This is a genomic window from Natrialba chahannaoensis JCM 10990 (genome assembly GCF_000337135.1).
Taxonomy (GTDB): domain Archaea; phylum Halobacteriota; class Halobacteria; order Halobacteriales; family Natrialbaceae; genus Natrialba; species Natrialba chahannaoensis.
The window spans coordinates 106314-130802 of record NZ_AOIN01000100.1; the positions used below are offsets into that span (position 1 = coordinate 106314).

At 59.8% G+C, this 24489-nt stretch carries 21 protein-coding genes and 2 tRNA genes; 12 read left to right on the plus strand and 11 right to left on the minus strand.

Translation table 11 applies throughout. The features are described from left to right. Positions 1 to 88: 88 nt before the first annotated feature. The 3 genes from C482_RS19905 to C482_RS19915 all read right to left on the minus strand — a co-directional run bounded on the left by C482_RS19905 (position 89) and on the right by C482_RS19915 (position 3080). Positions 89 to 952, minus strand: a complete 864-nt coding sequence (locus C482_RS19905; RefSeq protein ID WP_006169647.1) for a CheF family chemotaxis protein — start codon at positions 950 to 952, stop codon at positions 89 to 91. After that, positions 949 to 2235 (minus strand): HEAT repeat domain-containing protein, encoded by a 1287-nt coding sequence (locus C482_RS19910; protein WP_006169648.1) that lies wholly within the window; start codon positions 2233 to 2235, stop codon positions 949 to 951. Before C482_RS19910 ends, C482_RS19905 begins: the two co-directional genes overlap by 4 nt. Positions 2236 to 2345: 110 nt before the next feature. Then, positions 2346 to 3080, minus strand: coding sequence for a hypothetical protein (locus tag C482_RS19915; protein ID WP_049897033.1), 735 nt, complete (start codon positions 3078 to 3080; stop codon positions 2346 to 2348). Between the two features lie 595 nt (positions 3081 to 3675). Here C482_RS19915 and C482_RS19920 point away from each other — a divergent pair. After that, entirely contained in the window at positions 3676 to 6273 is a 2598-nt protein-coding gene (locus C482_RS19920; protein WP_241431963.1) for a hypothetical protein, read from the plus strand. A gap of 800 nt (positions 6274 to 7073) precedes the next feature. Here the strand turns inward: C482_RS19920 and C482_RS19925 are convergent. After that, positions 7074 to 7147: transfer RNA gene (locus tag C482_RS19925), tRNA-Ile, on the minus strand. 68 nt (positions 7148 to 7215) lie between these two features. Further along, positions 7216 to 7893, minus strand: coding sequence for an FxsA family protein (locus tag C482_RS19930; protein ID WP_006169651.1), 678 nt, complete (start codon positions 7891 to 7893; stop codon positions 7216 to 7218). A gap of 123 nt (positions 7894 to 8016) precedes the next feature. Between C482_RS19930 and C482_RS19935 the strand changes: the two genes are divergently transcribed. Beyond that, positions 8017 to 9699, plus strand: a complete 1683-nt coding sequence (locus C482_RS19935; RefSeq protein ID WP_006169652.1) for a DUF255 domain-containing protein — start codon at positions 8017 to 8019, stop codon at positions 9697 to 9699. Between the two features lie 80 nt (positions 9700 to 9779). Further along, positions 9780 to 10583: a TrmB family transcriptional regulator gene (locus C482_RS19940; RefSeq protein ID WP_006169653.1), complete on the plus strand. Its 804-nt coding sequence runs from the start codon at positions 9780 to 9782 to the stop codon at positions 10581 to 10583. A gap of 11 nt (positions 10584 to 10594) precedes the next feature. Here the strand turns inward: C482_RS19940 and mptA are convergent, their stop codons facing one another. Further along, positions 10595 to 11527 (minus strand): GTP cyclohydrolase MptA, encoded by a 933-nt coding sequence (gene mptA / locus C482_RS19945; protein WP_006169654.1) that lies wholly within the window; start codon positions 11525 to 11527, stop codon positions 10595 to 10597. 219 nt (positions 11528 to 11746) lie between these two features. Between mptA and C482_RS19950 the strand changes: the two genes are divergently transcribed. Together C482_RS19950 and C482_RS19955 are read left to right on the plus strand one after the other, a co-directional pair. Continuing rightward, complete coding sequence (locus tag C482_RS19950) at positions 11747 to 12757, plus strand: nucleotidyltransferase domain-containing protein (RefSeq protein WP_006169655.1); 1011 nt, start codon at positions 11747 to 11749, stop codon at positions 12755 to 12757. Positions 12758 to 13091: 334 nt separating this feature from the next. Further along, complete coding sequence (locus C482_RS19955; RefSeq protein ID WP_006169656.1) at positions 13092 to 13982, plus strand: hypothetical protein; 891 nt, start codon at positions 13092 to 13094, stop codon at positions 13980 to 13982. 65 nt (positions 13983 to 14047) lie between these two features. Here the strand turns inward: C482_RS19955 and C482_RS19960 are convergent, their stop codons facing one another. Next, positions 14048 to 14992 (minus strand): NAD(+)/NADH kinase, encoded by a 945-nt coding sequence (locus C482_RS19960; protein ID WP_006169657.1) that lies wholly within the window; start codon positions 14990 to 14992, stop codon positions 14048 to 14050. A 223-nt stretch (positions 14993 to 15215) separates the two neighbouring features. On the opposite strand from C482_RS19960, the gene C482_RS19965 reads away from it, so the two are divergent. The 3 genes from C482_RS19965 to C482_RS19975 all read left to right on the plus strand — a co-directional run bounded on the left by C482_RS19965 (position 15216) and on the right by C482_RS19975 (position 18454). Continuing rightward, positions 15216 to 15461 (plus strand): amphi-Trp domain-containing protein, encoded by a 246-nt coding sequence (locus C482_RS19965; RefSeq protein ID WP_006169658.1) that lies wholly within the window; start codon positions 15216 to 15218, stop codon positions 15459 to 15461. Between the two features lie 220 nt (positions 15462 to 15681). Further along, a complete protein-coding gene (locus tag C482_RS19970) occupies positions 15682 to 17487 on the plus strand; it encodes a hypothetical protein (RefSeq protein WP_006169659.1) in 1806 nt (601 codons plus the stop codon). A 172-nt stretch (positions 17488 to 17659) separates the two neighbouring features. Continuing rightward, positions 17660 to 18454, plus strand: a complete 795-nt coding sequence (locus C482_RS19975) for an NAD+ synthase (protein WP_006169660.1) — start codon at positions 17660 to 17662, stop codon at positions 18452 to 18454. A gap of 120 nt (positions 18455 to 18574) precedes the next feature. Here the strand turns inward: C482_RS19975 and C482_RS19980 are convergent, their stop codons facing one another. After that, positions 18575 to 19381 (minus strand): enoyl-CoA hydratase/isomerase family protein, encoded by an 807-nt coding sequence (locus C482_RS19980; protein ID WP_006169661.1) that lies wholly within the window; start codon positions 19379 to 19381, stop codon positions 18575 to 18577. A 60-nt stretch (positions 19382 to 19441) separates the two neighbouring features. On the opposite strand from C482_RS19980, the gene C482_RS19985 reads away from it, so the two are divergent. From C482_RS19985 to C482_RS19995, 3 genes are all read left to right on the plus strand, one after another. Then, positions 19442 to 20344 carry a DUF7114 family protein gene (locus C482_RS19985; RefSeq protein WP_006169662.1) on the plus strand — a complete coding sequence of 301 codons (903 nt, stop codon included), beginning with the start codon at positions 19442 to 19444 and terminating at the stop codon, positions 20342 to 20344. A 562-nt stretch (positions 20345 to 20906) separates the two neighbouring features. Beyond that, positions 20907 to 20978: transfer RNA gene (locus tag C482_RS19990), tRNA-Thr, on the plus strand. 151 nt (positions 20979 to 21129) lie between these two features. Next, entirely contained in the window at positions 21130 to 21333 is a 204-nt protein-coding gene (locus tag C482_RS19995) for a hypothetical protein (RefSeq protein ID WP_006169663.1), read from the plus strand. Positions 21334 to 21500: 167 nt separating this feature from the next. On the opposite strand, the gene C482_RS22570 is transcribed toward C482_RS19995, so the two are convergent. Further along, positions 21501 to 21902 carry a hypothetical protein gene (locus C482_RS22570; RefSeq protein WP_049897034.1) on the minus strand — a complete coding sequence of 134 codons (402 nt, stop codon included), beginning with the start codon at positions 21900 to 21902 and terminating at the stop codon, positions 21501 to 21503. A gap of 331 nt (positions 21903 to 22233) precedes the next feature. On the opposite strand from C482_RS22570, the gene C482_RS22575 reads away from it, so the two are divergent. After that, the gene (locus C482_RS22575; RefSeq protein WP_006169666.1) at positions 22234 to 22386 is read left to right on the plus strand and encodes a hypothetical protein; all 153 of its coding nucleotides are present in this window, start codon (positions 22234 to 22236) and stop codon (positions 22384 to 22386) included. 44 nt (positions 22387 to 22430) lie between these two features. On the opposite strand, the gene C482_RS21420 is transcribed toward C482_RS22575, so the two are convergent. Together C482_RS21420 and C482_RS20005 are read right to left on the minus strand one after the other, a co-directional pair. Continuing rightward, positions 22431 to 22820: a twin-arginine translocation signal domain-containing protein gene (locus tag C482_RS21420; protein ID WP_152422063.1), complete on the minus strand. Its 390-nt coding sequence runs from the start codon at positions 22818 to 22820 to the stop codon at positions 22431 to 22433. A 526-nt stretch (positions 22821 to 23346) separates the two neighbouring features. Next, the gene (locus tag C482_RS20005; RefSeq protein ID WP_006169667.1) at positions 23347 to 24180 is read right to left on the minus strand and encodes a class I SAM-dependent methyltransferase; all 834 of its coding nucleotides are present in this window, start codon (positions 24178 to 24180) and stop codon (positions 23347 to 23349) included. Positions 24181 to 24489 lie beyond the last annotated feature (309 nt).

Consider the following 24489-nt stretch of genomic DNA (forward strand, 5'->3'; position numbering starts at 1 on the left):
TCGCACCTACCCGCTCTAATCTCAGTATAGAAAGTGCCGGAAGTACCGCTGCGAACGTTGCCGACCGCCCCCGTGCCCGTGTCAGTCCTCACTTGCTGTTCATCGCTTCACTCGCAATGTTCCGCCCACGCGGCTTCAATGCGACCTCCCGTCGAACGCGAACCTCCTCTAACACCTGTAGCTCGATCAGGCGCTCGTAAATCTCCTCGACCTCGTCCGTATCGATATCCAAAAATTCCGGCACCTCGAACGGCGAGACACCCGAGTAGATCGCCATCAACACTTCTTCTTCCTTTCCGGAGAGATCGATCTGCGAGGCGTTCTTCTCTGCCCCGCGATCCAGCACGGACTTCAACATCGCACAGTTCTGGCTCGAGCCGGAAAGATACGTCTGGACACTTGAGCCGTCCTCTGTGTGCTCGGCTTCGATCACGGGCCGCTCCTGTGAGCGAACCGTCCGTTCGTCGCTCTCGACAGTCCCCACGTCGTCAACCTCGATCTGGACGAATTCGCCGCTCTCGATGGCGAAGTTCGCGACACCCTCGTTGATCTTTACGCGCGCCTTGCGCCACGAGGAGTCCTGGACGACCCCGCCTTTCACCGCGGGATGTCTCACGAGGACGATTTCGCCGTCCAGCACCGCCTTCTGGATCTGGAGTTCGAACTCCTGAACGTCGCCCATCGAGATGAGGTAGACGTTCGCCCCGTAGTTGATGCTGATGTAGTTCGAGACCTTCGCGACGGTCTGATTTACGTCGTACCGGCCGCGGATCGACTGCACCTTCCCGAGCGGAATCGTCACCTTCCCGTCGTTGCTGACAATCACGATTCGCTTGTTCGAGAGGACGATGCGGCCGTTCGACCAGTTCGTATCCGAGAGTTTGCGGCCCTCCCGGACGACCTGTGTAAACTTCCCCGTTACGTCCGCCAGCTTCTGTTCTCCACTGCTCATATTGGGTCACCAGCCACTGTACCGACACCACCTAACTTCGAGAGCGCGGAGAACCCACGCTTTCGCAGCCGATCGCTGTCGGTTCGTTCGACGAAACTCGAGAGCCGTCGCCGTGAGGTATCCGTGCCGATCTTCCCCAGTACGAACAGCGCCTTGACGCGCAGCTCCTCGTCTTTCAGCCCGTCCTCAACGAGCTCGAGTAGCCGCAGCTCCAGGCCGTCGCTGTCGAGCAACGAGAGGCTCGTCGCGGCGAACTTCGAAGTCATCTCGTCGTCGTCGCCCATCGTCTCAATGAGCGCATCCTGTGCGCCCTCCGTCTGGCCGTCGTTGTCGTTCGCGACGCGTCCGAGAAGCCACGCGGCGTTGCGCCGCTGTGCCGTCTCGGTACTCCGATCCAGAATCTCGATCAGTGGATCGATCACCTCGTCGGTGTCTGCCGCCTCGAGTTCCCCGACGATTTTCTCGCGCACCTGGTGGCTCGCGTTCGAAGGGGCCTCCGAGAGCAACTGGACGAGCGAGAACATGGCCGTCCGGCGAACAATGTCCGTCTCGTCGCTCAGCGCGTTCGCGAGGACTTCAACGGCCTCCGTACTGCCGAGGCGACCGAGTGCGTCAACCGCGATCCGCCGGAGCACCTCGTCCTCCGCGTCGGCGACATCGATGAGTTCGCGAAGCGCGTTGTCCGTCCCGATATCCGCGAGCGCGTAGGCAATCTCGATTCGGACGGCGTAGGTGTCGGCGTGAAATCGCTTCGCAAGCGCTGGGACACTCCCTGCGGATTCGATACGCCCCAATGCGCGGGCAACGCGTTTCCGAACTCGCGGATCAGGGTCGTCCAGTCGGTTGACAAGCGCCTTCACGACGTTGTCCTCGCCGATCCGTCCGAGGCCAGTTGCAGCGGCCATCCGGAGTTCAGCCCGGTCGGCCGACAGGCCGCGTGCAAGCACCTTCGCCTTCTTCCACTCTGCAAGATTCTCGAAGTCCTGCCCCGAGAGCTCGCCGATGAACGCCTCAAGTGCGTCCTGGCCGTACTGGTCCAGCGCGTCGATCGCTGCGGCCCGGACCTCGTCGCTTTCGTCGTCCTGTGACGCCGTGATGAGTGCGTCGACGACATCGTCCCGAACAGATCGGGGCTGTCCCTCAGTGACCGTATCATCCGCACTCGTCTCGAGGCTACCGAGGATCTCGGCAGCACGACGGCGGATGTCCGGGTTCGAGCTGGCTTCGAGGTGCCGAATGAGTTGTTCGAAGTTCGCGTTGCGCTCGAGTTCGAATAACGCCATAGCTACGGGATCACCGGTGGGAGCCAGCAACCCGTCGCCACGGTGCGGGTTCTGGCTGGTCGCTCACGGGGGCGATTCTGGGCTGCTTGTGATGGCTCTGCTCAGTGCACTTACTCGTCGCTTTCAGTGCCATTTGTGGTTTCAGTGTTGGTTGCGTCATCCGACTCGTCAGTCTCAGTGCTGTCGTTGCTGTCCTCCTCCGCGGTATCCGTTTCTGTTTCGTTGTCTTCCTCCGCAGTGTCCGTTTCCGTGCCGTCGTCTCCGTCGCCTTCCGAGCCTTCCGAATCGTCCTCAGCACTGCTCTCGTCGTCTTCAGCAGTCTCGTCGGATTCTTCGTCACTCCCCGTCGTCGACTCGTCGGACTCGTTCCCCCCATCGCCCGGCCCTTCACCGTCTTCGTACTGCTTCGTTCCAGCAATCGCGTTCCACAGTTCGATATCCGAGGCCTCTCCATCAAGGTGCTCTTGGGCCCACTGGGCGCTGACCGCCCAGCCTTCCACCTGCCCATCGAACCGATCCTCAACTTCGGTGTAGAGGTGGTTGACCTCCGCACCGCGGTCAACCAACCCCTCGCTGAACACGCGGTAGATGAGCGCAATCTCGTCGTCTGATTCGACCGCATCCGACGCAGCAGACTCATAGAACAGAATCCAGTCGTCGTCCTCCGTATCGTGATAGAGTTCGTTAACCGCAATATCGTTCTCCTCAAGAAGGTGGTAGAACTCACCCGGCGTCGCATCCGGATCGTCACCGGGGTCTTCGGGATCGACCGGAACTCGTGTCTGCCCTATGTGGCGGATCGAATCGAGACAGCCCGCCGTTAGTCCAACCGCGGCGGTCGTCATCGCACTCAGCGCAGTGCGCCGAGTCAGACCGTTGCGTCCGGTACTCGAGTGGGGGGTCGAACTCGAGTCGGCGTTGGCAGCGGTCTGTGTTGTCGGTGAGGCAGTCGGTGATCGGTCTCGCAAAGGGTCCCGGTCACTCTCGTCGTCACAAACAGAGCGCCCCCCAGGATATCGTGGCATCGTTACGATGCCGTCACACCAGACCGTGAAAAATTCGTCGGCCGTTCGGTGTGTATAGGTAACTGTTTCGGCCCCCTCTCGCTCGAATACACCTCGCGGGGCCGGCAATATGATATGAATGGATTTCCTACTGCTCGTCAAGAGCGACTCGACTCGAGTTGGTTCGAGGCGACGCGGAAGAAGAAACTATGACAGAGCAGCACAGGGACGCTGGCGAACAGCCGACGATGAGTTGTCCCGTCGAACGAGATGGAACCGAACCAGCGACAGCAATGCACGGAGCGAACACAGCATGACGAACGGGGACGTGACTTCGGGCGCTGGATCGGGTTTGTGCTTCAGTCGGCGTGTCCCTCGATCACTCGGGGTGGTGCTCGTGTTGACAGTCCTGCTCGTCGCTCTCGGTGTTGGTACAGTGGGTGCAATCAATGTGGCCAATGGGCCGACAGCAGAGACGAGCGGATCGACGACGACTCTCGATGGCCCCCCACCATCGATACTGTCGACTGTGACACAGCAGTGTACCGATTCGTCGGACGACTACTCAAATACGGTAGTCGTTACGTTCGACGATGAGTACGTTATCACGGGTTCGAGTGCGGATGTAGAGTCGCTGCCACCGGATCCCGTCGTTTCCGCTGGTGGTGACGCGCTGGTCGTCGACCTCGAGAGCGGCACCGTTGTGACAGAGTCGTGTGAACCAGTCATGGTCGGTGACAACGAAGTCCGCGTCGCGGAGAACGACCCTGATCTCGTCGTCACAGATGGAGTCTACCTCAACGATACACTCGAACTCACCAACGACGGCACGGTTCAGACTGTCAACGGCGGCTCGACAGTCGAAGCGGGCAACGATGTCGTCGAGTATACCGAACACGATACGGTCGACTTCCAGCCCAATATTACCGAGACGAACAGCCCTGGAGAAGGGGAGACGCTCTCTATCACTGTCGAAGTCACGAATCCACACTACGGGTCAGATGACCAGGAACTCGAGCTCTTCCTTCGTGATGGCAACGACGAGATCAAAGAGACACTGACAGACTCGATCTCACTAGATGGTGATGACTCGGGGACGGTCACATTCGAATACGAAACCGAAGAAGGTGACGACATAATCGAGAGTGCTCGTGTACGTACCGAGGATGGGAGTACTGACACGACCGATATCACCGTCAACGAGGCCAGCGTCGATGTCGAAATCACCGACGACTGGACGCGATTCCCTGCTGCGGGCGACGAGCTTGAGGTTCCTGTAGAAATTACTCGCCACGGGAACATCCCCGACGGTGAACAGGACTACATTATCGACTTCTTGATCGACGATTCGCACGTGACTACGAGACCAGTCGCACTCAGCCCCGGCGAGCAGACCGTCGAGACGTTCACGTATCAGACCGATGAGAACGACTCACCATCCGTCGACGCAACGGTTAAGAGCGGCTATAATTCACACACCGCATCTGTCGATGTCATCGGCCAGGCAACACACGAGGAGAACGTTCAGGCTACGTTTGTCGACCAGAACAACCCCGATGAAGGCGAGACACTTGAGCTCATTGCCGAGATCGAATACGATCGCTCGGACCGCATCCCGGACGAACCACAGGAATATCCGATTCAGTTCTACGTCGACGGTGACCACATCGAGAATCGGACGGTCGAACTAGACGGTGCCGAGACACTCACCGAGACGTTCTCGTACGAGACGAAACAGGGAGATGCACCGCGTGTCGACGCCGAACTGATTACACCTGGTTCCGGAGACACCGACGAGCCCCGAATCACCGGAAGCGGTTTCGAGGTAACGATCGAGGAGGTCAATGACCCGGTCAACGCGAGCGAAAAACTCGTCACAACCGTCGTCATCGAGAATACTGGCGAAATCGCCGGCCAGCAGGAGGTCCGACTGCGGACCGATAGCGGAATCTCCGATTCGGATCGGACGTTGAGACACATTCGTGACCGGGAGAACGTCTCGCTCGATGTTGGTGAACGGACAACTGAACAGTTCTTCTACCGTCCCAGTGAGACCGACGTTCCGATGATCGAGGTTGCAATCCTCAGCAACAACGACGAGGCGCTTGCGAACGCCACGGTTCGATCCAAAAGCACCCATTACGAGCCACAGAATCTGACCGGCGACTACACCAACGACACCGATCGCGAACTCACGCTCACTGCAGAGATTAACAACACCGGTACTGAACCCGGCGACCAGTACGTCGAGTTCATGCTCGATGACGAACTCGTCTACGTCGACCGGGTGACGCTCGGCCCATGGGAATCGACGACCGTTTCGACGACGATCGACGCCCCAGAAGAGATCGGTGCATACGACTTTGCCGTTGAAACGGACAACGCAACCACCGCTTCGACAGTCGGTGTCGGTGTCGAGATTATCGACGACGAACCGGTCGATGAGTCCGGTGGTTCGGACGACCCAGACGAGCCATCGTCCAACCAGTCCGACTCAGGTTCGACTAACGAATCCGACTCGACGACTGAGACACCGGAAGAGGAGGCCGGACTGCCGTGGTTCCTCATCCTCCTTGGACTGCTCGGTGTCCTCGTCTCATCGCTCACTCTACTCGTCTACCGCAACGATCCAGAGAACTTCCCACCGGAACCGGCCGCGGTTCCCGATGCACTCGAGGAAGAGTTCACTAAAATCGGGAATCAGATTCGTGCGACGAACCTCTCGATGCTCGTCGCGACCGTGAAGGGACTCGTCGGGCTTGGGGCAGGGACGCTAGTCGTCCAGAACAAACTGCCACGGGCCGCGACGGTTCGTGTGCGCTGTCAGGCGGGCGAGGAGACGGTTTTCCTGCAGGATCTCGAGTTACAGCCGGAGGAACGACGGACGCTTGCATCCCTGCCGGACGTAGAACAGTTCCGTGTTGGTGCCGGTGTTGACGATATTACCTCGCACGAAGAAGTGTTCGAGGGTGACAACGGCGACGTGGGTGTTGTTCTCCGTGCTGAAGGGCTCGTTATTTCAAACGTGTCCTGAGACGACAGCCTCGCCGAACTATCTGAATTCAGTTATACATCGCACAAATATATTAGTATCTCTATTAGTTTCGCTGAAAGCACTGTTGAACCCTTGAAACACAGTTAACAGGCAAGAAATTAGCTACATTCGGGATTTCTTCGCACTCTACACCAACTACATAATATTTAAGAATACACGCTCTATTATCCTCGATTCGAGGATATATTGCAATATCCGGCGGGATCATTATTGTGTGATAGAATGTTCTACTTGGAAGAACTCTCTCATACCTACTACTTACCTGATATTCTTATCACACCTGTCCGTCGCATGTGTGGTGGAAGTCGCTAGGAACTGGGCACTGTGCACTGTGGCGTACTCGAGTACCACCGAGATGAAGCAAAGCAGTGAGTGGTTTCCTGTGAGAACAGAGACGCAACAAGGACCGCGTTGCACGCGGTCATCGATGGTGTCGAATATATCGGATTCTTAGTTGCACGGATCAGCAGAGTGTGGCAGACATCACTTGTAGCGAAGTTCGAAGACGAGTGTAGAGTACGTTGCATCGAGAGCATGAGTGGATAGCTGTAGCTGTAGCTGTGGCTGTGGCTGTGAACGGATAGCTGTGAGTTCCCGAAGACAGGTTCACTCGTTATGTTCGCAAATTTGTCCCGGCGAGAATATGGGTGACTCGGGTTTGAAATTTGAACCACCTGGAAACGGCCTTACTCGCTGCGCTCGTGAGCGTGCGTCTTCCGTCATTCAAATCCTCGCGGCAGCACGCACCTGCGGCTCACGAGTTTGTTCGTCGCAAGAAGTGGGCCAACTCGGATTTGAACCGAGAGCCTCCACCTTATCAGAGTGGCGCTCAACCTGATTGAGCTATTGGCCCGCGTCTGCACTCGTTAGTTGCTCGGTGGTATGTTTAAGCGTTTCTTTCTCTTCGTCCTGTGAGACGCGCTACCGCGCGTGCTGACTGTCTTCGTCATTGTCATCCGCGTTCTCTGTCTCCTCGTCTGTCCCGAGATCGATCGTGGTGTCGTCGGTGGCGCTATCTCGGCTGGACCTTGCTTCCGATCCGGAGCTGGAACCAGTATCGACCGAGTAGTCGTCAGTGCCGAGGTCGTACGTACCACCTGCGGTGCCGGTTCCGACACCAGTTCCGGTGGTCCCCTGCGTTGTGCCAGCGCCGCTTGCGTCTGGGTGATCACCATCGGGGAAGCCGAATGTCCAGACTGCACCGCTTGCGAGACCGCCGGTTTTCTTGTCGGCATAGGGAACGATTATGTACCGCTTGAGACCAGTTCTGATCGGGATCCGGGTGAGCGGAATCGCGATCAGGAAACCGATAAGGTCCGTGACGAGGCCGGGCGTGAGCAAGAACGCACCGGCAGCGATCAAGAGTGCCCCATCGAGGAGCTGATTCGTCGGGGGATCACCCCGGGCAAGCGAGCGCTGCATCTTTCGAAGCGTTCTGCGGCCCTCTGCGCGGACGAGGAGCATACCGATGAGGCCTGTGAGAACGACGAGAAGCACCATACCGACCCAGGAGATTGCGGCGACCTCCCAGACAACGATCCCGAGCAACATCGCGTCAAGAAACGGGATGAGCAACAGCGCGAAGATCCACCGGAGCATACCGCAATATAGCCAACGAAGGGTGAAAACCCTTTACTCTCACTACACTGCGGAAGTCCTCCAGTTCGCCCCCACGGGAGGGGCGAACGAAGGGCTTACGCCGCTCACCCGCCCACTTCGGGTATGGGTATCGGTATGGGCAGTGACGGCGACGACGGAACGCGCGTCGAGTGGCGCGAGTGGGGCCAGGAGGCCTTCGACGAGGCTGCAGCGGCAGAGATCCCTATCTTGCTCTCGCTCACTGCGACGTGGTGTGACCACTGCCACGAAATGGACGAAGAGACCTACGCAGAGCCGCGGATCGCGGCGAACGTCAACGACAGCTTCGTACCCGTTCGTGTCGACGTCGACCGTCGCCCGCGCGTGCGTGATCGGTACAACATGGGCGGCTTTCCCTCGACTGTCTTTCTGGCCCCCGACGGCTCGGTGCTGACTGGCGCGGGCTACCTCGGCCACGACGGCATGCGACAGGTCCTCGACAGCGTCCGCACCATGTGGGACACCAAGGGCAGTGGTGCCGGTCGCATCCCGCGACCGCTCCGCGAAGACAACCCGCCCGCCGGAAACCTCACGCCGGATGTCGAGTCTGCCATGCTCGGCCAGCTCACCGAGGCGTACGACGAGACCGCCGGCGGCTGGGGCCAGCAACCGAAGTTCCCGCTGCCCGACGCACTCGAGTTCGCCCTGAAGCGCGACCGGGAGATGGCGCTGCGCTCGTTCGACGCGGTGAGCGCAAACTTGCTCGATGAGTACGATGGGGGCTTCTATCGGTTCGCGACGGATCCCGACTGGTCGGGCCTCCAGCACGAGAAGCTGTTGGACTCGAACGGCGCGCTCGTACGCGCGTTCGCGAACGCGTATCTCCTCACTGGGAGAGACGAGTACCGCGAGCCGGCCGCGCGGACGATCGAGTTCCTGACGACGACGCTCTGGAACGACGCCGTCGACGCCTTCGCGAACAGCCAGGCACCGGGCGAGAGCGACGCCCATAGTCTGGATGCGACGGATCGCGAGGTGGCCGCCGAGCCGCCGGTCGACGACACTGTCCTTGCAGGACCGAACGCGCTCGCGATCGAGGGGCTGGCCACCTACGCGGCCTACACTGACGACGAGCGCGCCCGACGGTACGCAACGCGTGCACTCGAGACGCTCCAGACAGACCTGATCGTCGAGGGTGTTGTCACGCACGCCCATCCCGAGACCGTCTCCGACGGCGCAACCGCGCCGTTGCTCGCCACGCAGGCCCGGACGCTCTCGGCGCTGACGACGGCTACGAGTGTGCTCGACCCGGGCGTCAGCTCAACCGCGGCTGCCGTCGCCGACGCAACGATCGATCAGTTGCGCGATGGCGACTCGTTCGTCGACGGGCCGGAGACGGGCGTAGGACTCCTCGATCACCCGCTTCGCCCGCTCGATTCGAACGTCGCACTCGCCGATGCACTGCTGGATCTTACGGCACTCATCGGCGACGAGACGTACCGCACCGTCGCTCGGGAGCTACTCGAGTCCTTCGCCGGCGCGAGCGATCGGTTCGGTGTCCAAGTTGCGCAGTACGCGACGGCAACATCGCGGCTACTCGAGGGACCACTCGTTATCGCGGTGGCCGACGAGCCGGGTGCTGACTTGCACCGGGCCGCGTTGCGAATGGCCGACCACGAGAAGGTCGTGGTTCCCGACGCAGATATGGTCGAGACTACACCCGCAGTCGAATCTGGAACCGCGCGCGTGATCCTCGGCGACCGCAGCTCGGGCGTCGCTGAAACTCCAACGGAGTTGAGCGAGGCAGTCCAGTCCGTTCTCGACTAGTCGAGGGCTGAAACGGGACGGCTCGATACGATCGCAAACCACCACAGTGTTTATGTTTCTTCGGTCGGATTGGTGAGTACATGGCCAGCCTCAGGGACCTCGGGCTCTCGGAGTACGAGGCGCGAGCGTATCGAGCGCTGTTGAACACCGGTCCGACAACGGCCAAAGAGTTGTCACGAGCCAGTGACGTTCCCATGGGTCGTATCTATGATGTGTTGAACAGCATCGAGCAGTACAATCTCGTCCGAACACAGACTGCGAGTCGGCCGAAAAAGTACGTCGCCGTCGAGCCCTCGACTGCACTCGACCGCCTGCTCGAGGACAAGAAACGCGAACTCGACGAGAAAGCGGATCAGTACGAATCCATCGTCGACGACCTCTCTGACGAACTCGACGCGGCCGACCCCGTCGAAGAACAGTTCTGGACCGCCGCAGTCGGCCCGGAGGAGACGATCGACCTCCTTCTGGAACGGCTCGCCGCCGCCGACCAGTCGATCGTCATGGTCGCCGCAGACCCCGTGCCCCAGCGAGACATGCAGACTGTCGGCGACGACGTGCTGGCGACACTCGAGGACGCCCTCGATCGTGGCGTCGCGGTCGACGTGTTGATGACGCGTCGACTCGTCAACTCGCTCTCTGAAAACGTCGGCGAACGGTATCGCTCGACGCTGCAGGCGCGTGACGATTTCGACGTGCGGACGAGCGAAGAAGTGACTGGGTCGTTCAACCTCATCGACGACGCTGAGGTCTGTATTCAGGTTCCAAACCCGCTCTCGTCGGGTGACGCGTTCGGCATGATCGACCTCAAAGATCCCGAGTTCGCGGCGAACGTCCACGACGAGTTCGCGCCGCGATGGGAGGATGCAGAGCCGCTGACGTTCTAATTGATTGTCGCTTACTCGTCGGGCGCGATTTCCTCGCGCAGCGTCTCCATCTCGACGACGCGCTCGGCGTGGGCGTTGTGCTGGTGGATCGACTCGTCGTTCGATTGCTTCATCGTCACGACTGCATCGTCTGGCAACTGGTCGAATTCGTCGACGACACCCTCCGCGAGCGAGCGCACACAGTCCTCGACGAACTTCGCGTCTGCGTGTGCCTCATAGGTCATGTGATCCTCGTCGGGGCGCTTGGCCAGGTTGTAGATTCGCGCGCTCATCGAATCGCGTGCGATGTCGATAATGTCGTTCAGGTCCACGTCGGGATCGCCGCCCGCCTCGACGGTGAGCGTCGCGTGCCCGCGCTGGGAGTGGCCCGGCTGTGGCACCTCTTCCAAGAACTGCGTGATCGTGTCCGCTTCGACGCCGAGGTTCTCGAGTGTCTGCTTTGCGCGTGCGGCGGACATACCCTGCGAGCACGGACAGACGGTCATCCCAGTTACTTCCGCGCCAATCTCCTCGCGCGTGCCGTCATCGGTCGCCGTCGCGGAGGCGATGATATCGACGGTGTGCTGGGTCTCGCGGTCGCTCGCTGGCGTCTGCTCGCGGCGCATGAACTCGGCTTCCATCGAGACCTGTGCTTTCGACGTGTAGTCGTGCTTTTCAAGGAGTCGTTCGGCGGCGTCGCCACAGACCTCCTCGACACGGTAGGCTTCCTCGCGCGTGGCGTCTTCGAGAATCTCGTCGATGACCTCCATGTTGCGACTCATGTCCGCGCCCTTTCGCCAGGCAGGCAGATCGACGAAGACCTCGAACTCGGCAGTGAGGACGATCGGTCGCTTGTCCTCGCGGGCGAGCTTGACGAGCTTTTCGACACCGGTGACGCCGACCTGACTCAGGCCGACGGTGACATCTGGCGAGGATGCCTGTACGTCCGGCAACTGGTGACTCATTGCCCGTATTCAGGGGAGCGCGCGATTATGCCTTTCGGAACGGACAGTTCACTGCCGAATACCGGCAGACGGCACCGGTTGCGCTGTGGACCACCGTGGAACCGCTCCAGCGCGACATCTCTTTAAGTGGTTCTGGTCACAAGGTGTAGCTACGAGCAGCACTCTGTGGCCACGCGGCTTCTTGTGGACTGGCGGCTTCGGTCGTGAGTTGAACGAATGATGCCAACAGCGCCAGCAGCTTCCTCACGAGTTCCAGCGCGTGTTCGAACCATCATCGAGCGTCAGCTTGAGCGCATCGAGCACACGCACGACATCAAGGTCGTGCTAGCCGTCGCTCGCGGAAGCCACGCCTGGGGTGGAGCGAGTCCGGCGAGTGACTACGACGTCGGGCTCGTCTTCGCACCAACTGATCTCCGGCAGTACGCACATCTCGAGCGTCCCGATGACACCCTCGTCACACAGTTCAGTGGCGAGGACAACGTCGACTATCAGGGCTGGAGCATCCGGAAATTCACGGACCTGCTCGCGGGTTCGAACGACGGTGCCCTCGACCTCGTTCGAAGCCCCATCCGGTACCGAATCGCGTGTGAGCCGTCCGTTCTCGACGAACTCCGGGCTTACATCGAACACACGTACAACCCGATGGACCTCTATCACGCTTACCGCGGGATCGCGGCGAGTAACTACCGGAAGTACATCTCACACCACCTCGTGCGCACCGACGACGAACTGTTTCCTATCGTGGACACTCGTACCGATAGCTACGTCGTCGAACGAGCGACAGAAGGAACGGGCGATGGCACGGCGACCATGACCATCGCTGCAGACGACGAGCGCTTCACCGAAACACAGACGAAACCCACCGTCAAGCGCAATCTCACGATCTATCGCGCGTCGATGGCCGCACGCTATCTGCAGGCGACTGGTGAGTGTGGGGTGGCTAGCGACACCCCCACCAGCCCCACCAGCCACGACCTACCAGCACTCGAGTTCGAACAGTTTCTCACCGAGCAGGCACCAGCGGTCTTCGACACTGAACGAATCGAGCGCACACAGGACCTGCTCGAGCGAAAGCACCGTGGTGAGGGCGACGACGTGGTCGGCGACGTCGTCGGTCGCGAGTTCGCCCACCCGCCAGTCGATATTGAGCCGGCGATTCACGCGCGTTCAGGCCCGGTGCCGGGGAGACTGGACGAGTTTACCGACGAGTTGCTCGCGGCAGTTCTTTAAGTACTTCTGGTCATAAGGTGTAGATACGACGGGTCACCGACGCGCTGTTTTGCGTCGGTTCGTTTGAATCAAGTAGTCGTTCGACCGTCCACCGCCGTTCGTCTCGCGCCGGCAACGTTCTTTAAGTGCCTCTGGTCACAAGGTGTAGCTACGAGGAGCTTTTCACGGGACGACAACGCTTGGAGAGCGGTTGCGCTGGTTCCCGTTCAACTCGAGTGCGTGAGTGCGGAACGAAACAATATCCTGGAAAGCTGTCGGATCGACTGTCAGTCGCGCTGAAACGCGCCGCAAAACGAGCGAGCCTTTTTCTGTCTCCCTGTCTGAGCGACAGACAATGGACGACGACGGTGCCGACAGCAGTCCAGTCCCCGAGCGGGCGGGAGCCGTCACTGCCCGCCCTGATCACGCCGGAGAGCGCCCAGAGCGCCCGCTGGAGAGCCGTCCCGGTGCAGGTGCGCTCTCCCGCGCGGCCGCAAAGCGGGACACGACGGTCCGTCAGTGGGGTATCGTCACGCCGAGTGCAACCGTCATCGGCCGCGCTGAATCACCCGATGCGGACCTCTCGGAGAGCGTTCGGCGACTTCACGATGAACAACACGCCGCCACGCCAGGCTACAGCGAGCGTGCCCACCACCTCGATCGACTGCGGACGACGCAGGCGCTGTGTAACGCACTTGAGCTCACCCCCTGGCAGCGCGACCTCGCGCTCGGTGTCATGGACGAGATCGACCTGACGGAGTTCGGGAGTCAGCGTGCGATTCCCAAGGTCGCACTGGTGGTGATCCGCCACGTCGTCGATCTCGATCGCCGGGCTTATTTCGGGCTCGACGACATCGACGCCCAGGCGCTGTCGGCCGATCGAATGGACGAACTGTTCGGCCAGTACCGCGCTCACGACATCACCGATGAGCCCACGTTCAAACGCCTCGCGGCGGATCACGGCCTCGATACGACGAGTCTGAATCGCCTTCGGCGAGTACTGAAGTCCCAACTCGATGATGAACTGCCGGCGTACGGACGGAATCCGTATCGTGATCCGAATCTGCCGGCTGCGACCGAAGCCAATGCGACTGGAGATGGGGAGGGTGACGGCGATACAGTGGCGAACGAAGCGACGGGGAACGGTGAGATTGGCGATGAGACGAGTGATTCTGGACCTGGTGCCGATCTCGATACCACTACCACCACCGATACCGACTCCAGTGACGACACGACACCTAACTGACACACCGGTGTAACACTCCTTCCTCCCGCAACCGCACGATGCGACCGGGTCGCCCGAGATCGCAGTCACTCGAGTTTCTCGAGTGCGGTGAAGAAATCGGACTGGGGGCCGACGAGCGTCGTCGGTTTGGGCGCGGTGGTGACGGTGACGCTTGCGGGCGGCTCGAGTTGCTGGCGGTTGCGGCCATCGCTGATCACGAACGCGGTCGCTGCGTCCTCGACGGTGATCGTCACCGATGCGTCGGCATCGATGACGAGTGGCGGTCGGCCGTCTACAGCGGCCATCTGTGTGACGAGGAGTGCGTCAGCGTTGGGGTGAACGAGGGGACCACCCTCGCTCAGGTTGTACGCGGTCGAGCCGGTTGGCGTCGAAATGAGGACGCCGTCGGCGTGTCCGGAAGCGTACTGTCGGCCGTCGACGGCGACACGAATCGTTGCGCCGCCGCCGTGTCCTCGTCGCGGGCCATGAACGACGATTTCGTTGAGTGCGGGTTCGAGTGTCCAGTTGGGCGTGTTTTCGGTGTTTTCGGTGTCGGTGGTTTCGGTCGCAGTCGCGGTTGCAGTGGTATCATCCCCACACATAGCATCAGCCGGTGTTGCCCTGAGTCGACGCAACGTTCGCCGTTGTGCCCCCAGGTCGTCATCAGCATGTAACTGGGAGACGACATCAGGCACGACATCAAGCGCATCCGACGGCGGAACAGCATTGAGAAACCCAACCTCACCAAGGTTGACGCCGAGAATCGGCGTCTCGCCAACCTCACGGGCGACGTATAGGAGCGTGCCATCCCCGCCGATACTCACGACGAGGTCGAACTCGGCCATCGCCGCGACGGGGACACTCGGAATCGAAACGTGCTCGGCAGTCAGTTCGTCAACCGCGACGGTGGTCTCGACGGCGGCCCGATTCTCGAGTGCAGTCCGGAGCGCTGTTGCGAGGTCGTAGGCACGGTCGTTTGCTCGCTGGGCGACGATACCGACATCGACAGTGGCACTCGAGACGTCTGCCATCGGTTTGAGTACCGTCGCCGTTGGCAAAAAGTCATGCCTGGTACGGAGTAGTTGGTGTGGTCGAAGCAGTTGATGCGGGCGAAGCAGTCAGAGCAGTCCCAGCAGGCAAAACAGTTGCAATTGAAGGGCGACTGTGGAGCGTGGAGCTTCTGACCCGAAGTAAACCGCGACTAGGGTTTCGTTTGCAGTCCATACTTTTCCGAATCCGAGGACACCAGCGATTATGGCACAGCGCACGACAGTTGATCAGGCGAAGTCACGAGACGAGCTTGCGGCCTATTTCGAGCACCTCGCTGCAGAGTTCAGAGCCGACGGCGAACACGTCGATATCGACGTTGGGAACAAGACAGTAACGCTCTCACCGCCCGAAACGGTCGAGACATCGATCGACGTGGTCGAGCGATCGACGATGTTCCGCGGGAACCGGGAGACGGTACGGATCGAGTTGAACTGGAAACCCGAGCAGTAGAGGAGCTGTCGGTTCTATCGATCCCGTCGATTCCGTTGTTCCCGTCGTTTCGGATGCTCTCGCCACGTTCCGTTTCAGTCTGTGCATCGTTTCCATCCGTTTCGTCGGTTCCATCGTTTTCACCGTCCCCGTCTCTCTCATCATCAGTCATGTCGACTTCACTGGCAGAACAGCGCCTGAGAGGGTAGATTGATATGACCGCAGTCGATAGTGTGGTGAGATGCGTCGTTCGATCGTCATCGGAACCATTCTGCTGGTGGCCACCGTCTTGCTTATCGGTGGCCCCTCGCTATTGTTCTCGCCATCCACAAGCGATGTCGCCCCCGAAACGGAAGACAAACCGACCCCCGAGATCATCTCCTTCGACGACAGCGACAGTGGATTTTGGCCGTACCTCAACGCCAGAGAGGCCCACGAACAGCGCAGTCCGCTCAACGTCGTCGTCCGCGGGGAAACCGAGACGATCGTCCAGTTGTTGACCGCCTACGGCGGCGGTGACTGGGAGGAAACCGACCACGACCACTTCGATACGGACGACCTCGTCGGATTCGCTCAGAACGAGAGCACAACAGACGACCAGATCGAGCCAGATTCCCCTGCAGAATCTACCCAAGAGGCGGCGACAACTGAGACAGAGACAGAGACAGAGACAGAGACAGCTGTCGGCTCACAAACGGACACCGAAATGGAGGCCACTCTGAACGGCGAATTGGACGCTGACACAGACGCAGAGCAAGAGTCGGGAGCAGCGTCAGGACCTTACCCAGACTCACACACCGCACCGAACTCGAGTACGACTGCACAGGCAGAGACGACAGCCGAGAACGACGTAGGTGAGACAAGCGAGGATGGCGACAGTTCGACCGGCGTCGAGCGCACTGAGGGAACGGAACCAACCGAGACCGAGCCCAGCAACGAATCCGAGGCCGGCCACGAGCACGCGCTTCGCCCGGTCTCACCGACGGATATCCCGTGGTCGCAGGCCGACGGTGCAACCCGCTTTGCCTACCTCGACCCGGGCCCGGATGACCAGGCCTACTGGACGACCGAGACGCTGCAACTCGAGGACGGCGAGTACTACGGCTACCGCTACCACATCCGTCTCTACGAGAGTCCGAACCCGGACGACCAGTGGGTCGTCATGCAGACACACTCAGAACACTTCGACTGGTTCACCTTGCGACACCGCGTCGACGGCGTCGAGGGAGCACAGTCGCGTCTCGAACAGGATCTGATGGCGATTCCGGGCGTCGATCAACAGGAGGACCTCCAGCGGATCTACCTCGATAACAGTGGACCATCAGATGCCGACGGCTGGGCGACGAAGGTCGATCTGACGTTCTCTCCCGCGCTCGTCGTGCCGCTACTTCTTGGGATGCTTCTGCATCGTCGAACCGGGTGGCGGCTCGGTGGTGGCACACTGCGTAGTCGTGGGTGGCTAGGGCTGTCCTCGATAGACCCCGTGGAACGTTCTCGCGACGATGGCGACCTGCCACCACAGGGGATCGCAGCGCGGATCAGCGCCGAACTCGACAACCACCTCACCGAGCGTGATCGGGAGCGACTCGCCGCAGCCGGAGGTCGCATCGAAGCGCGACACCTGATCCTCACGGGAACGATCCTCACGATCATCCTTGGCGTCAGGATCCTTGGTATCGCCTTCGATCGGACGTTCTCGTTCATGACCGTGCACATGATCGCAGCATCGCTCTACCCGATCATCGCGCTCGGGTTGCCGGTTGGGACGTACGTGATCGCCAGCGGACTCGAGCGCCGACTCGATGCGGCGCTTGCGGCATCGGGCTCGCTCGCGGTGGCGATCTGGCTCGATTACAGCCTACTCGGCGTCGACGTGCTGCCACTCGACGTAGTCGTCCAGCGCATGCTCGTCGTCGTTGCACTCGGGCTGATCGCCGGCGGCGCTGCACGCCGGGCAACACGTGAGAGTCGGTTCAACGACATGCTTCTCGTCGGTGCTAGCACGTGGGTGCTCGTGCTCGTCGGGACGCTGTTCGGGTACCTGTGACTGTGACTGTGACTGTGATTGTGATTGTGATTCGCTTCGCGAGTCACTGAAATCACTGCTGTACTCCCATGTCCGAAGGGGTTCGGCTACCAGGATGGGTGGTCAGTGCCCACCCGTCCAACAATCGACCGTGTGGACAGCATATTAGACACCTGGCCGCGTATAGCTGAGTATGATCGATCCGCGGTTCTCGGAGACCGAACTCGACCAGCACCACGACCACATTACGACGTTCATTCGAAATCAGATCGACGCGGCGGGCGTCGATGGTGCCGTTCTCGGTCTCTCGGGCGGGATCGACAGCACACTCACTGCCTACCTCGCCGCGGACGCACTCGGTGCCGAGAACGTACACGGCCTCGTCCTCCCCGCTGTCGTCAGCGGCGACGAGAACATGAGCGACGCAGAACGGGTTGCACAGGAACTGGAGATGGCCCACGACGTCATCGAAATAGAGCCGATCGTCGACTCGCTACTGTCGGCGTATCCCGAAGCCGAAGGCGACCGCGAAGCCGTCGGCAACGCTCGCGCCCGCGTTCGGGCGGTTCTCAACTACCTCGTCGCAAATCACGAGAACCGCCTCGTACTGGGGACAGGCAACCGCAGCGAGGCTGCCGTCGGCTACTTCACGAAGTACGGCGACGGCGCGGTCGACTGTCACCCGGTCGGAAACCTCTACAAGGCACAAGTCCGCCAACTCGCACGCCACGTCGGCGTCCCCGAGGACCTCGCGGCCAAGCCCGCGACTGCAGAGCTGTGGGCAGATCAAACCGACGAGAGCGAGATGGGACTCAGTTACGAAACGCTCGACTCTATTCTCGTCGCACACGTTGACGGCCCGCTCTCGATCGCCGCAACCTGCCGCGAACTCGATGTCGAACCCGAAACCGTCGAACGCGTTCGTGGGATGTACGAGCACAGCGAACACAAGCGACAGGTCCCACCGTCACCAGAACCGCTCTCGTAAGCTCGCCGGAACACCCGCTCTGACCTGTCCGTCATCCCACTTACTATAGTGCGACTTGTCTGGTACAGTCAGTCGCGGCAGCAGTTCCAGTTCCCGGCAGCAACACCAACCGTATCGCTGTCACTCCAGCACTGATTCGATCTCAGCCGCGTGCATAGCCACTAGCTCTGCGAACGCATCCGCCTCGCGACGCTCCTGTTCTGCGTGCTCGCTGTCGTCACGAAGACGGCGTTTCAGCACCGCCAGCGTCTCGCTCGGATGCTTGGCGATCGAGGAAACCACCTCACGGGGATCGTCCTCGATCCGCGAAATGAGTCCCATTCGAAGCGCTTCCTCCGCGTCGACGGTTCGTCCAGAGAGAGCGAACTCGAGTGCGTTGCCCTCACCGACGACGTTCGGGAGCCGGGCGGTGCCGCCCCAGGCACCAAAGAGGCCAAAGGTGACACCAGGTTCGCCGTAGGTTGACTCGGGCGTGCCGACACGAACGTCACAGGCCAGCGCGAGTTCGAGGCCACCGCCCATTGCAGGGCCGTCGATGCCGGCGATGACGATCGCCGGACAGGTTTCGATCGCGCGGGCGACACGCTGGCCGAGGCGGGCGAACTCGCGGGCTGCGTCGCGGTCACCGTCGAGATCAGCGACAGTGGTAAGATCTGCGCCCGCGCAAAAGGCGGGGCCGCGGCCGTGGAGATAGATGACTGCTGGAGAATCTGTGCCTGTTGACTGCGACTCGATCGTTGCGGCAAGGGACTCGAGTCCGTCGACGGTGAGGGCGTTTCGCGCCTGGGGTCGGTCGAGAGCGATCGTTCGGATGCGAGAGTGATCAGGGGTGGTGGATTCCTGAGAGGGAGCAGGGTCGTCGTCCTCGCTAGAGCCATTAGTGTCCTCACGACCAGCGGGTCCCAGTCCGTCGAAACTGTCGATCATGTCGAGAGTCGATCCGGCGTTTCCAAAGGTCTTTGCCTCCGCCCTCGTAACATCCCGCTAATGGACAAAGCCGACTCCTGTCGGCGTGCCGCTTCCGACGCTGTCGCGGACGTCGAACCGCCGCGATTGTCCGGGCTCGTCAACGCCGTTCTCGACGAGGCGTCGATGGTACCGGGAGCACTGACGATCGAGAGTGCGACGATTCATGCGTCGGCTGGTGGTGCCGAGGAGAGCACTACTGACACCACCAGCACTACCGACACACCCCACGGTGTCGACTCCGAGGCACTACTCACGCACGCTGCCGGTGTCCAACTGATCTACGAAGGACTGCGGCTCACGCGCACCCTCGCTCACGACGAGCCCTGGGAGCAGCCAGCAACGCCAGACAAGGTCTCGGACAGCATGGACGCAGCAACCGCCGACCTCGCGATTCTCGCCGCGGATATTCTCGTCGCTCGTGGCTTCTACCTCCTCGCACACACTGACGCCGCCGAAAAGGCCGTCCAAACCGTCCAGGCATTCGGACACGACCAGACCAGACGCACCGAGCTCGCCACACGGACACCGGCCGCTGCCTCCGACGGTGGAACGCCAGTTGACGACGTGAATGTTGCCTGTGACCTCGAGACGAACACTGCGAACATCAACGCGGACGGCGGTGCCGACACCAACACCGATATCGACACTACCTCTTCCGCTCCATCGCCAACCACACTCGACGCCAATCTCGAGCGTGACATCATCGAACTCGCCGTTCGAACCGGTGCCGCTGCCGTCGGTGAATCCTCCACCTCCCGCGTGCTCGAACGCGGTAACATACTCACCGCCAGACTCACCACGACCGTCCCCCCGACGTTCCCACCCGTCGACACGTGTCAGTTCACACTCGACCCATCGGCAACCGACCACTCACCAGAGGAGTGTCCTACCGACCACATCACGCCAGCGACGGACCCCTGAGTCGGGATCGAGTGGAACAGAATCGAGCGGCCCACAACTGAGCGAGCCACACTGAGTGGGTTGCGGTTACGGGACAGGACGGAACCGAACGGACCGAAACAGAACAAAACCAACTCTCAGATTCTCCCGTTTGATTCAGTCGGTACTCGAGTCCAGTCACCGTTCAGTCTGTAGTAACAACTGCAACTATAGCAACAACTGAAACTGTTTACACACCAATCGCACAGCCTTCGTGCGATTGGATGTGCACTGACTTTTGATGGCTACTATAGTTACACACTGATCGCACGTTCGCGGTTCTCGCTCAGTTCACTCGCTCCGAACCGCGCTGCCGCCGGGCGATCAGGTGCGCAGTGACTTGCAGTGGCTACTATGGGATTGCTGGGGGATGGCGTGTCGTCGGGACGTGTTCGTGCCTGGATCGTCAAAAGTTGTCGCTACCGCTCTTCAGTATGCAGTCAGTGACAGTGAAAGCGCATTGAATAGTGACGTGAAATCGCCTGACACGGCTGCCGTAGATGGAAAGGGATATAACCCATGGAACTACTCAATCTAAATGCGTGCCTGGGTAGCTTAGCGGTAAAGCGCGTCCTTGGTAAGGACGAGAGCCCGGGTTCAAATCCCGGCCTAGGCTTAAGGTAGATTGGTGTAGTCCTGGTCTTTTAATGGATACACAACCATATCCGAACCCTCAGCCAACGGCTTCTGTGAATTACATGCTTCGATGGCGACGCCCAATGGAGGTGTCGTGGCATTGTAGCTGGCCGTCGCGAATTCCGTAGGGGTTGATCGACGCCACCGACCAGTCGATCACCGAGCGTCCCGAGTTCGAGAAACAAGCGGAACGTGTCGAATACGCTCTCGATCCGAAACCAGAAGGCGAAAAGCGAACCGTGGGCGTTCCCGAAATCGATGTTGACCGAGACGACATCGAACGTCCTGACGTCGATGATCAGACCTCGTTCAGGGACTGGGGGTGGTCGACGTGAGCGACGAGGTCCTCGAGCGCCTCAAACAAACGTTCGAGATCATCCGAACACTGGTCCGAAGCGGCTTCTTTGGCTGGCCGACACGACCCCAGTTACCACGAGGCCGCCGAGGCGGTCGTTGCTGGTGAGAGTCCAACCAAACCAGGTCCCGGCGACAGAGCACCAGATCAACTCGATCGTAGTCCGTCCTGGAACAGCTGGGCGGATGCCGACTTCGCTACGCGACATTTGGAGTGTGGCCTGCGGAACTCCTTGAGCGCGAGCAGTGGATGGGTCACATCGAGAAGAAACCCTTCGCTCCGTGGGGTGATCAGGACGCCCCCGTGGAGTGTTCGAAAGATGGCAACGACACCACCACAACGTGTGACTGCGACGCCCGATTTAAATGAGGCTACCGCGGCCACTACGCCGACGACGAGACCGTCGCGATGGTCAAAATCGATCCCCGCCTCGACAGCCGCACGTTCCTCCAAACCGAAGCCGACCCGTACGTCTACGTCGACGGTGACGACGTCCGCGATCCCGAGACCGGCGACATCCAGCCGGCGTTTATCGCGACCCTCGAACATGGGCCTAACCTACGCCGACGTCACCCAGTCCGACAGTGGTGCACACGCGATCTATCGCGGTGAACTACCCGACGGTGTCAAGCAAGCGGCTTGGCGGATCGACGAGGATCCATGGTGAGAACGACGATCTCCCATCGATCGGCTCGACGCCCAGCACGTCGCGAAAGAGACGATCGTCCAGTGCTGGAACGACGACGCCAACACGAGCGAAGGCGAGCGGGCGTTCTGGCCCACGTGGGGGTCGTTATCCGACGGTGGGACAGCGAACATCGTCAACGACGAGCGCTGGCAAGACACTGGTGAGCTCGGTGGATATGGTGGCGTCGTCACCATGGCCGCGATTGACGCCGGCGAAATCCACCCCGCGAACGCCCGCCCCGTCGACGACGAGACGTGGTGGCGCGGTGTCGAACGACTACGCAAACTCGGGTTCGATATCCCTGAGTACGATTCCGACGACGCGTATAAGCAAGTTATAAAATAATAATAATAATAATAATAACTTCTATCCGCAACTGCTTACGTGTGTTAGAAGTGTCTGAACGTTACGTTCACGTCCGAATCTGATTCACTTGAGACAACTTTGTCAAGCTCGTCCAATCTGATGTACACATGCTCATTCGGGTCATTGTTTGGATAGCCATTGACATGTCCTTCAAGAGTCCAGACACCGTCGTCTTCATCCATTGAGAGGCTCTTGCCATTGGCTTGCACATCAAGACCGCTCCCTTCAAACTCTACAGTGAACGTACCGTAACCTGTTATGGAGAGTGTTCCATCAATTGAAGAGGGCGTTGCATCAGATTCTGAAGCTGATGCTGACCCACCAATGGTAGCTACTCCACCGAGGGCAACTGCTGTTGCCGCCGTTCCCTTTTTAAGTACGTTACGCCGAGTCGGCTGGGTTTCTTCCGACATATGCAGTTATAACATCTACAAGACCGATATTAATTCTTTTCTAGGAACTCAAATAATAACTAATAAATTAAATGATTAGATGAGTGTTTATCTATTTAACACCTATTCAGTTGATGCTCAACCATCGACTACTGGTACGGTTAATCACGGGTATAGTGATGTCTCAACTATCGAAAGACAGAGTATGAATGGAGTAGTGCTGGACGAAGGCACTACGTTGGCTCCGAGACTCTGGAGGATGCCGGCCTCGAGGATGTGACCGACGCGACGAACAGCGAGACCGGGCCGTAGAACTCCTTCTTTTTCTGGCGTACTCTGCCGGGGCTGTTTCGAAATGACCCCGTCAGCCCTTTTATATTACCCATTGAAACAGTCACGTATGATTCAAGATCGGTGGGTCTTCGACGGCAAATACCAGACCACGATTCTCCACCGGGTGCCAAACTAGACAGTTCCCAGTCATCAGTCGGATAGACGATGAGGCATGTGAGAGACAGGGAAGAGATTTCGAACGAATCACTGTTCGCTACTGTGACCGTTCTGCGGTGACGATGTATGACTCCATTGGCGAAACGATGCCCTCGTCGTCACTGTATACGCGCAATTCATCCTCGACCTCCTGAACCAGTTCGGCGCGCACCGTGCGCTCGACGGCTGCAAGTGATCCAGCTAGCGGCGAGCTTGCTGCCTCGCGGCGAACGAACGCCGCGACTGATGGGTAGCGAACAGCACCAATCTCGATAGTGACCGATACAGCATCGAACGCTGCGTTCTGAACGAGTGTTCGTATGTCCTCTTGCTCCCATGCGGGGAATGGAGAACGCATCATTGCTCCGGCTTCAGCATCGACGTGGCGCTCTAACGCTTCGGCGAGTATTTTGTACGCAGGTTGGTAGTCGAGCGGTCGCCAGACGCTTAGCGCTACGCGTCCCCCTGGAGCAAGTACTCGCCCCATCTCTTCGACTGCGGCGGTTGGGTCGTCGAAGAACTGGAGGGCCTGTTGGCAGCAGACAATATCGAACTGTTCCTCAGGGAACGGGAGCTCCATCGCGTCGCCCTGTTGCCACTCAATCGATGGGTGGCTATCGGCAGCGGTTTTCTCCGCCACTGCAAGCATGCCTTCATTGATGTCGAGTCCGTCGACGGAGCCACTTGTACCGACTCGACTTGCGGCACGACGCGCCACGATGCCAGTCCCACAGGCAACGTCCAAGACTCGATCTCCCGCCTGTACGTCACCAGTTTCGATCAGTCGGTCGGCCCATGCCGTGAAAATCGACGGGACGAGATACGCTTCATAGGCCTCGGAAGCACTCTGTTCGACCTGCCAGCCAGCCGAGTGAGGTTCGTGATTACTCATAAGCGCGCACCACGAGAGCGGGTACACCGCGAACAGAAGTATAGATTCCTAGTGAAATAGTTCACACCATGAACGCATAGTTGGCAAAGCCAATGCAAGTCGGATGGCGTCCGTCAGTGAATTGATTCGGTAGAAAGGAAGTCAGGTACGTTGTCAAGTGACCAAGCTTCCTTGCGGAAGTGTTCATAGTACGATTCGGCCCACGCACCCATTTCGTTACTCGCTCTTCTGTAGGAGATTGTTGATACTGGTCAGTTGTCGCTGTGGAATCGAAGAGAGCAAGGACACCGCGTCAGCGGTGTCCGTTAG

Bases quoted from the DNA above. Each gene is read 5' to 3' on its own strand.
- C482_RS19905 (WP_006169647.1), bottom strand. From the start codon at position 952: ATGAGCAGTGGAGAACAGAAGCTGGCGGACGTAACGGGGAAGTTTACA.
- C482_RS19910 (WP_006169648.1), bottom strand. From the start codon at position 2,235: ATGGCGTTATTCGAACTCGAGCGCAACGCGAACTTCGAACAACTCATT.
- C482_RS19915 (WP_049897033.1), bottom strand. From the start codon at position 3,080: ATGACGACCGCCGCGGTTGGACTAACGGCGGGCTGTCTCGATTCGATC.
- C482_RS19930 (WP_006169651.1), bottom strand. From the start codon at position 7,893: ATGCTCCGGTGGATCTTCGCGCTGTTGCTCATCCCGTTTCTTGACGCG.
- C482_RS19935 (WP_006169652.1), top strand. From the start codon at position 8,017: ATGGGTATCGGTATGGGCAGTGACGGCGACGACGGAACGCGCGTCGAG.
- C482_RS19940 (WP_006169653.1), top strand. From the start codon at position 9,780: ATGGCCAGCCTCAGGGACCTCGGGCTCTCGGAGTACGAGGCGCGAGCG.
- mptA (WP_006169654.1), bottom strand. From the start codon at position 11,527: ATGAGTCACCAGTTGCCGGACGTACAGGCATCCTCGCCAGATGTCACC.
- C482_RS19950 (WP_006169655.1), top strand. From the start codon at position 11,747: ATGCCAACAGCGCCAGCAGCTTCCTCACGAGTTCCAGCGCGTGTTCGA.
- C482_RS19955 (WP_006169656.1), top strand. From the start codon at position 13,092: ATGGACGACGACGGTGCCGACAGCAGTCCAGTCCCCGAGCGGGCGGGA.
- C482_RS19960 (WP_006169657.1), bottom strand. From the start codon at position 14,992: ATGGCAGACGTCTCGAGTGCCACTGTCGATGTCGGTATCGTCGCCCAG.
- C482_RS19965 (WP_006169658.1), top strand. From the start codon at position 15,216: ATGGCACAGCGCACGACAGTTGATCAGGCGAAGTCACGAGACGAGCTT.
- C482_RS19970 (WP_006169659.1), top strand. From the start codon at position 15,682: ATGCGTCGTTCGATCGTCATCGGAACCATTCTGCTGGTGGCCACCGTC.
- C482_RS19975 (WP_006169660.1), top strand. From the start codon at position 17,660: ATGATCGATCCGCGGTTCTCGGAGACCGAACTCGACCAGCACCACGAC.
- C482_RS19980 (WP_006169661.1), bottom strand. From the start codon at position 19,381: ATGATCGACAGTTTCGACGGACTGGGACCCGCTGGTCGTGAGGACACT.
- C482_RS19985 (WP_006169662.1), top strand. From the start codon at position 19,442: ATGGACAAAGCCGACTCCTGTCGGCGTGCCGCTTCCGACGCTGTCGCG.
- C482_RS22570 (WP_049897034.1), bottom strand. From the start codon at position 21,902: ATGTTCGAGGGTCGCGATAAACGCCGGCTGGATGTCGCCGGTCTCGGG.
- C482_RS22575 (WP_006169666.1), top strand. From the start codon at position 22,234: ATGGCCGCGATTGACGCCGGCGAAATCCACCCCGCGAACGCCCGCCCC.
- C482_RS21420 (WP_152422063.1), bottom strand. From the start codon at position 22,820: ATGTCGGAAGAAACCCAGCCGACTCGGCGTAACGTACTTAAAAAGGGA.
- C482_RS20005 (WP_006169667.1), bottom strand. From the start codon at position 24,180: ATGAGTAATCACGAACCTCACTCGGCTGGCTGGCAGGTCGAACAGAGT.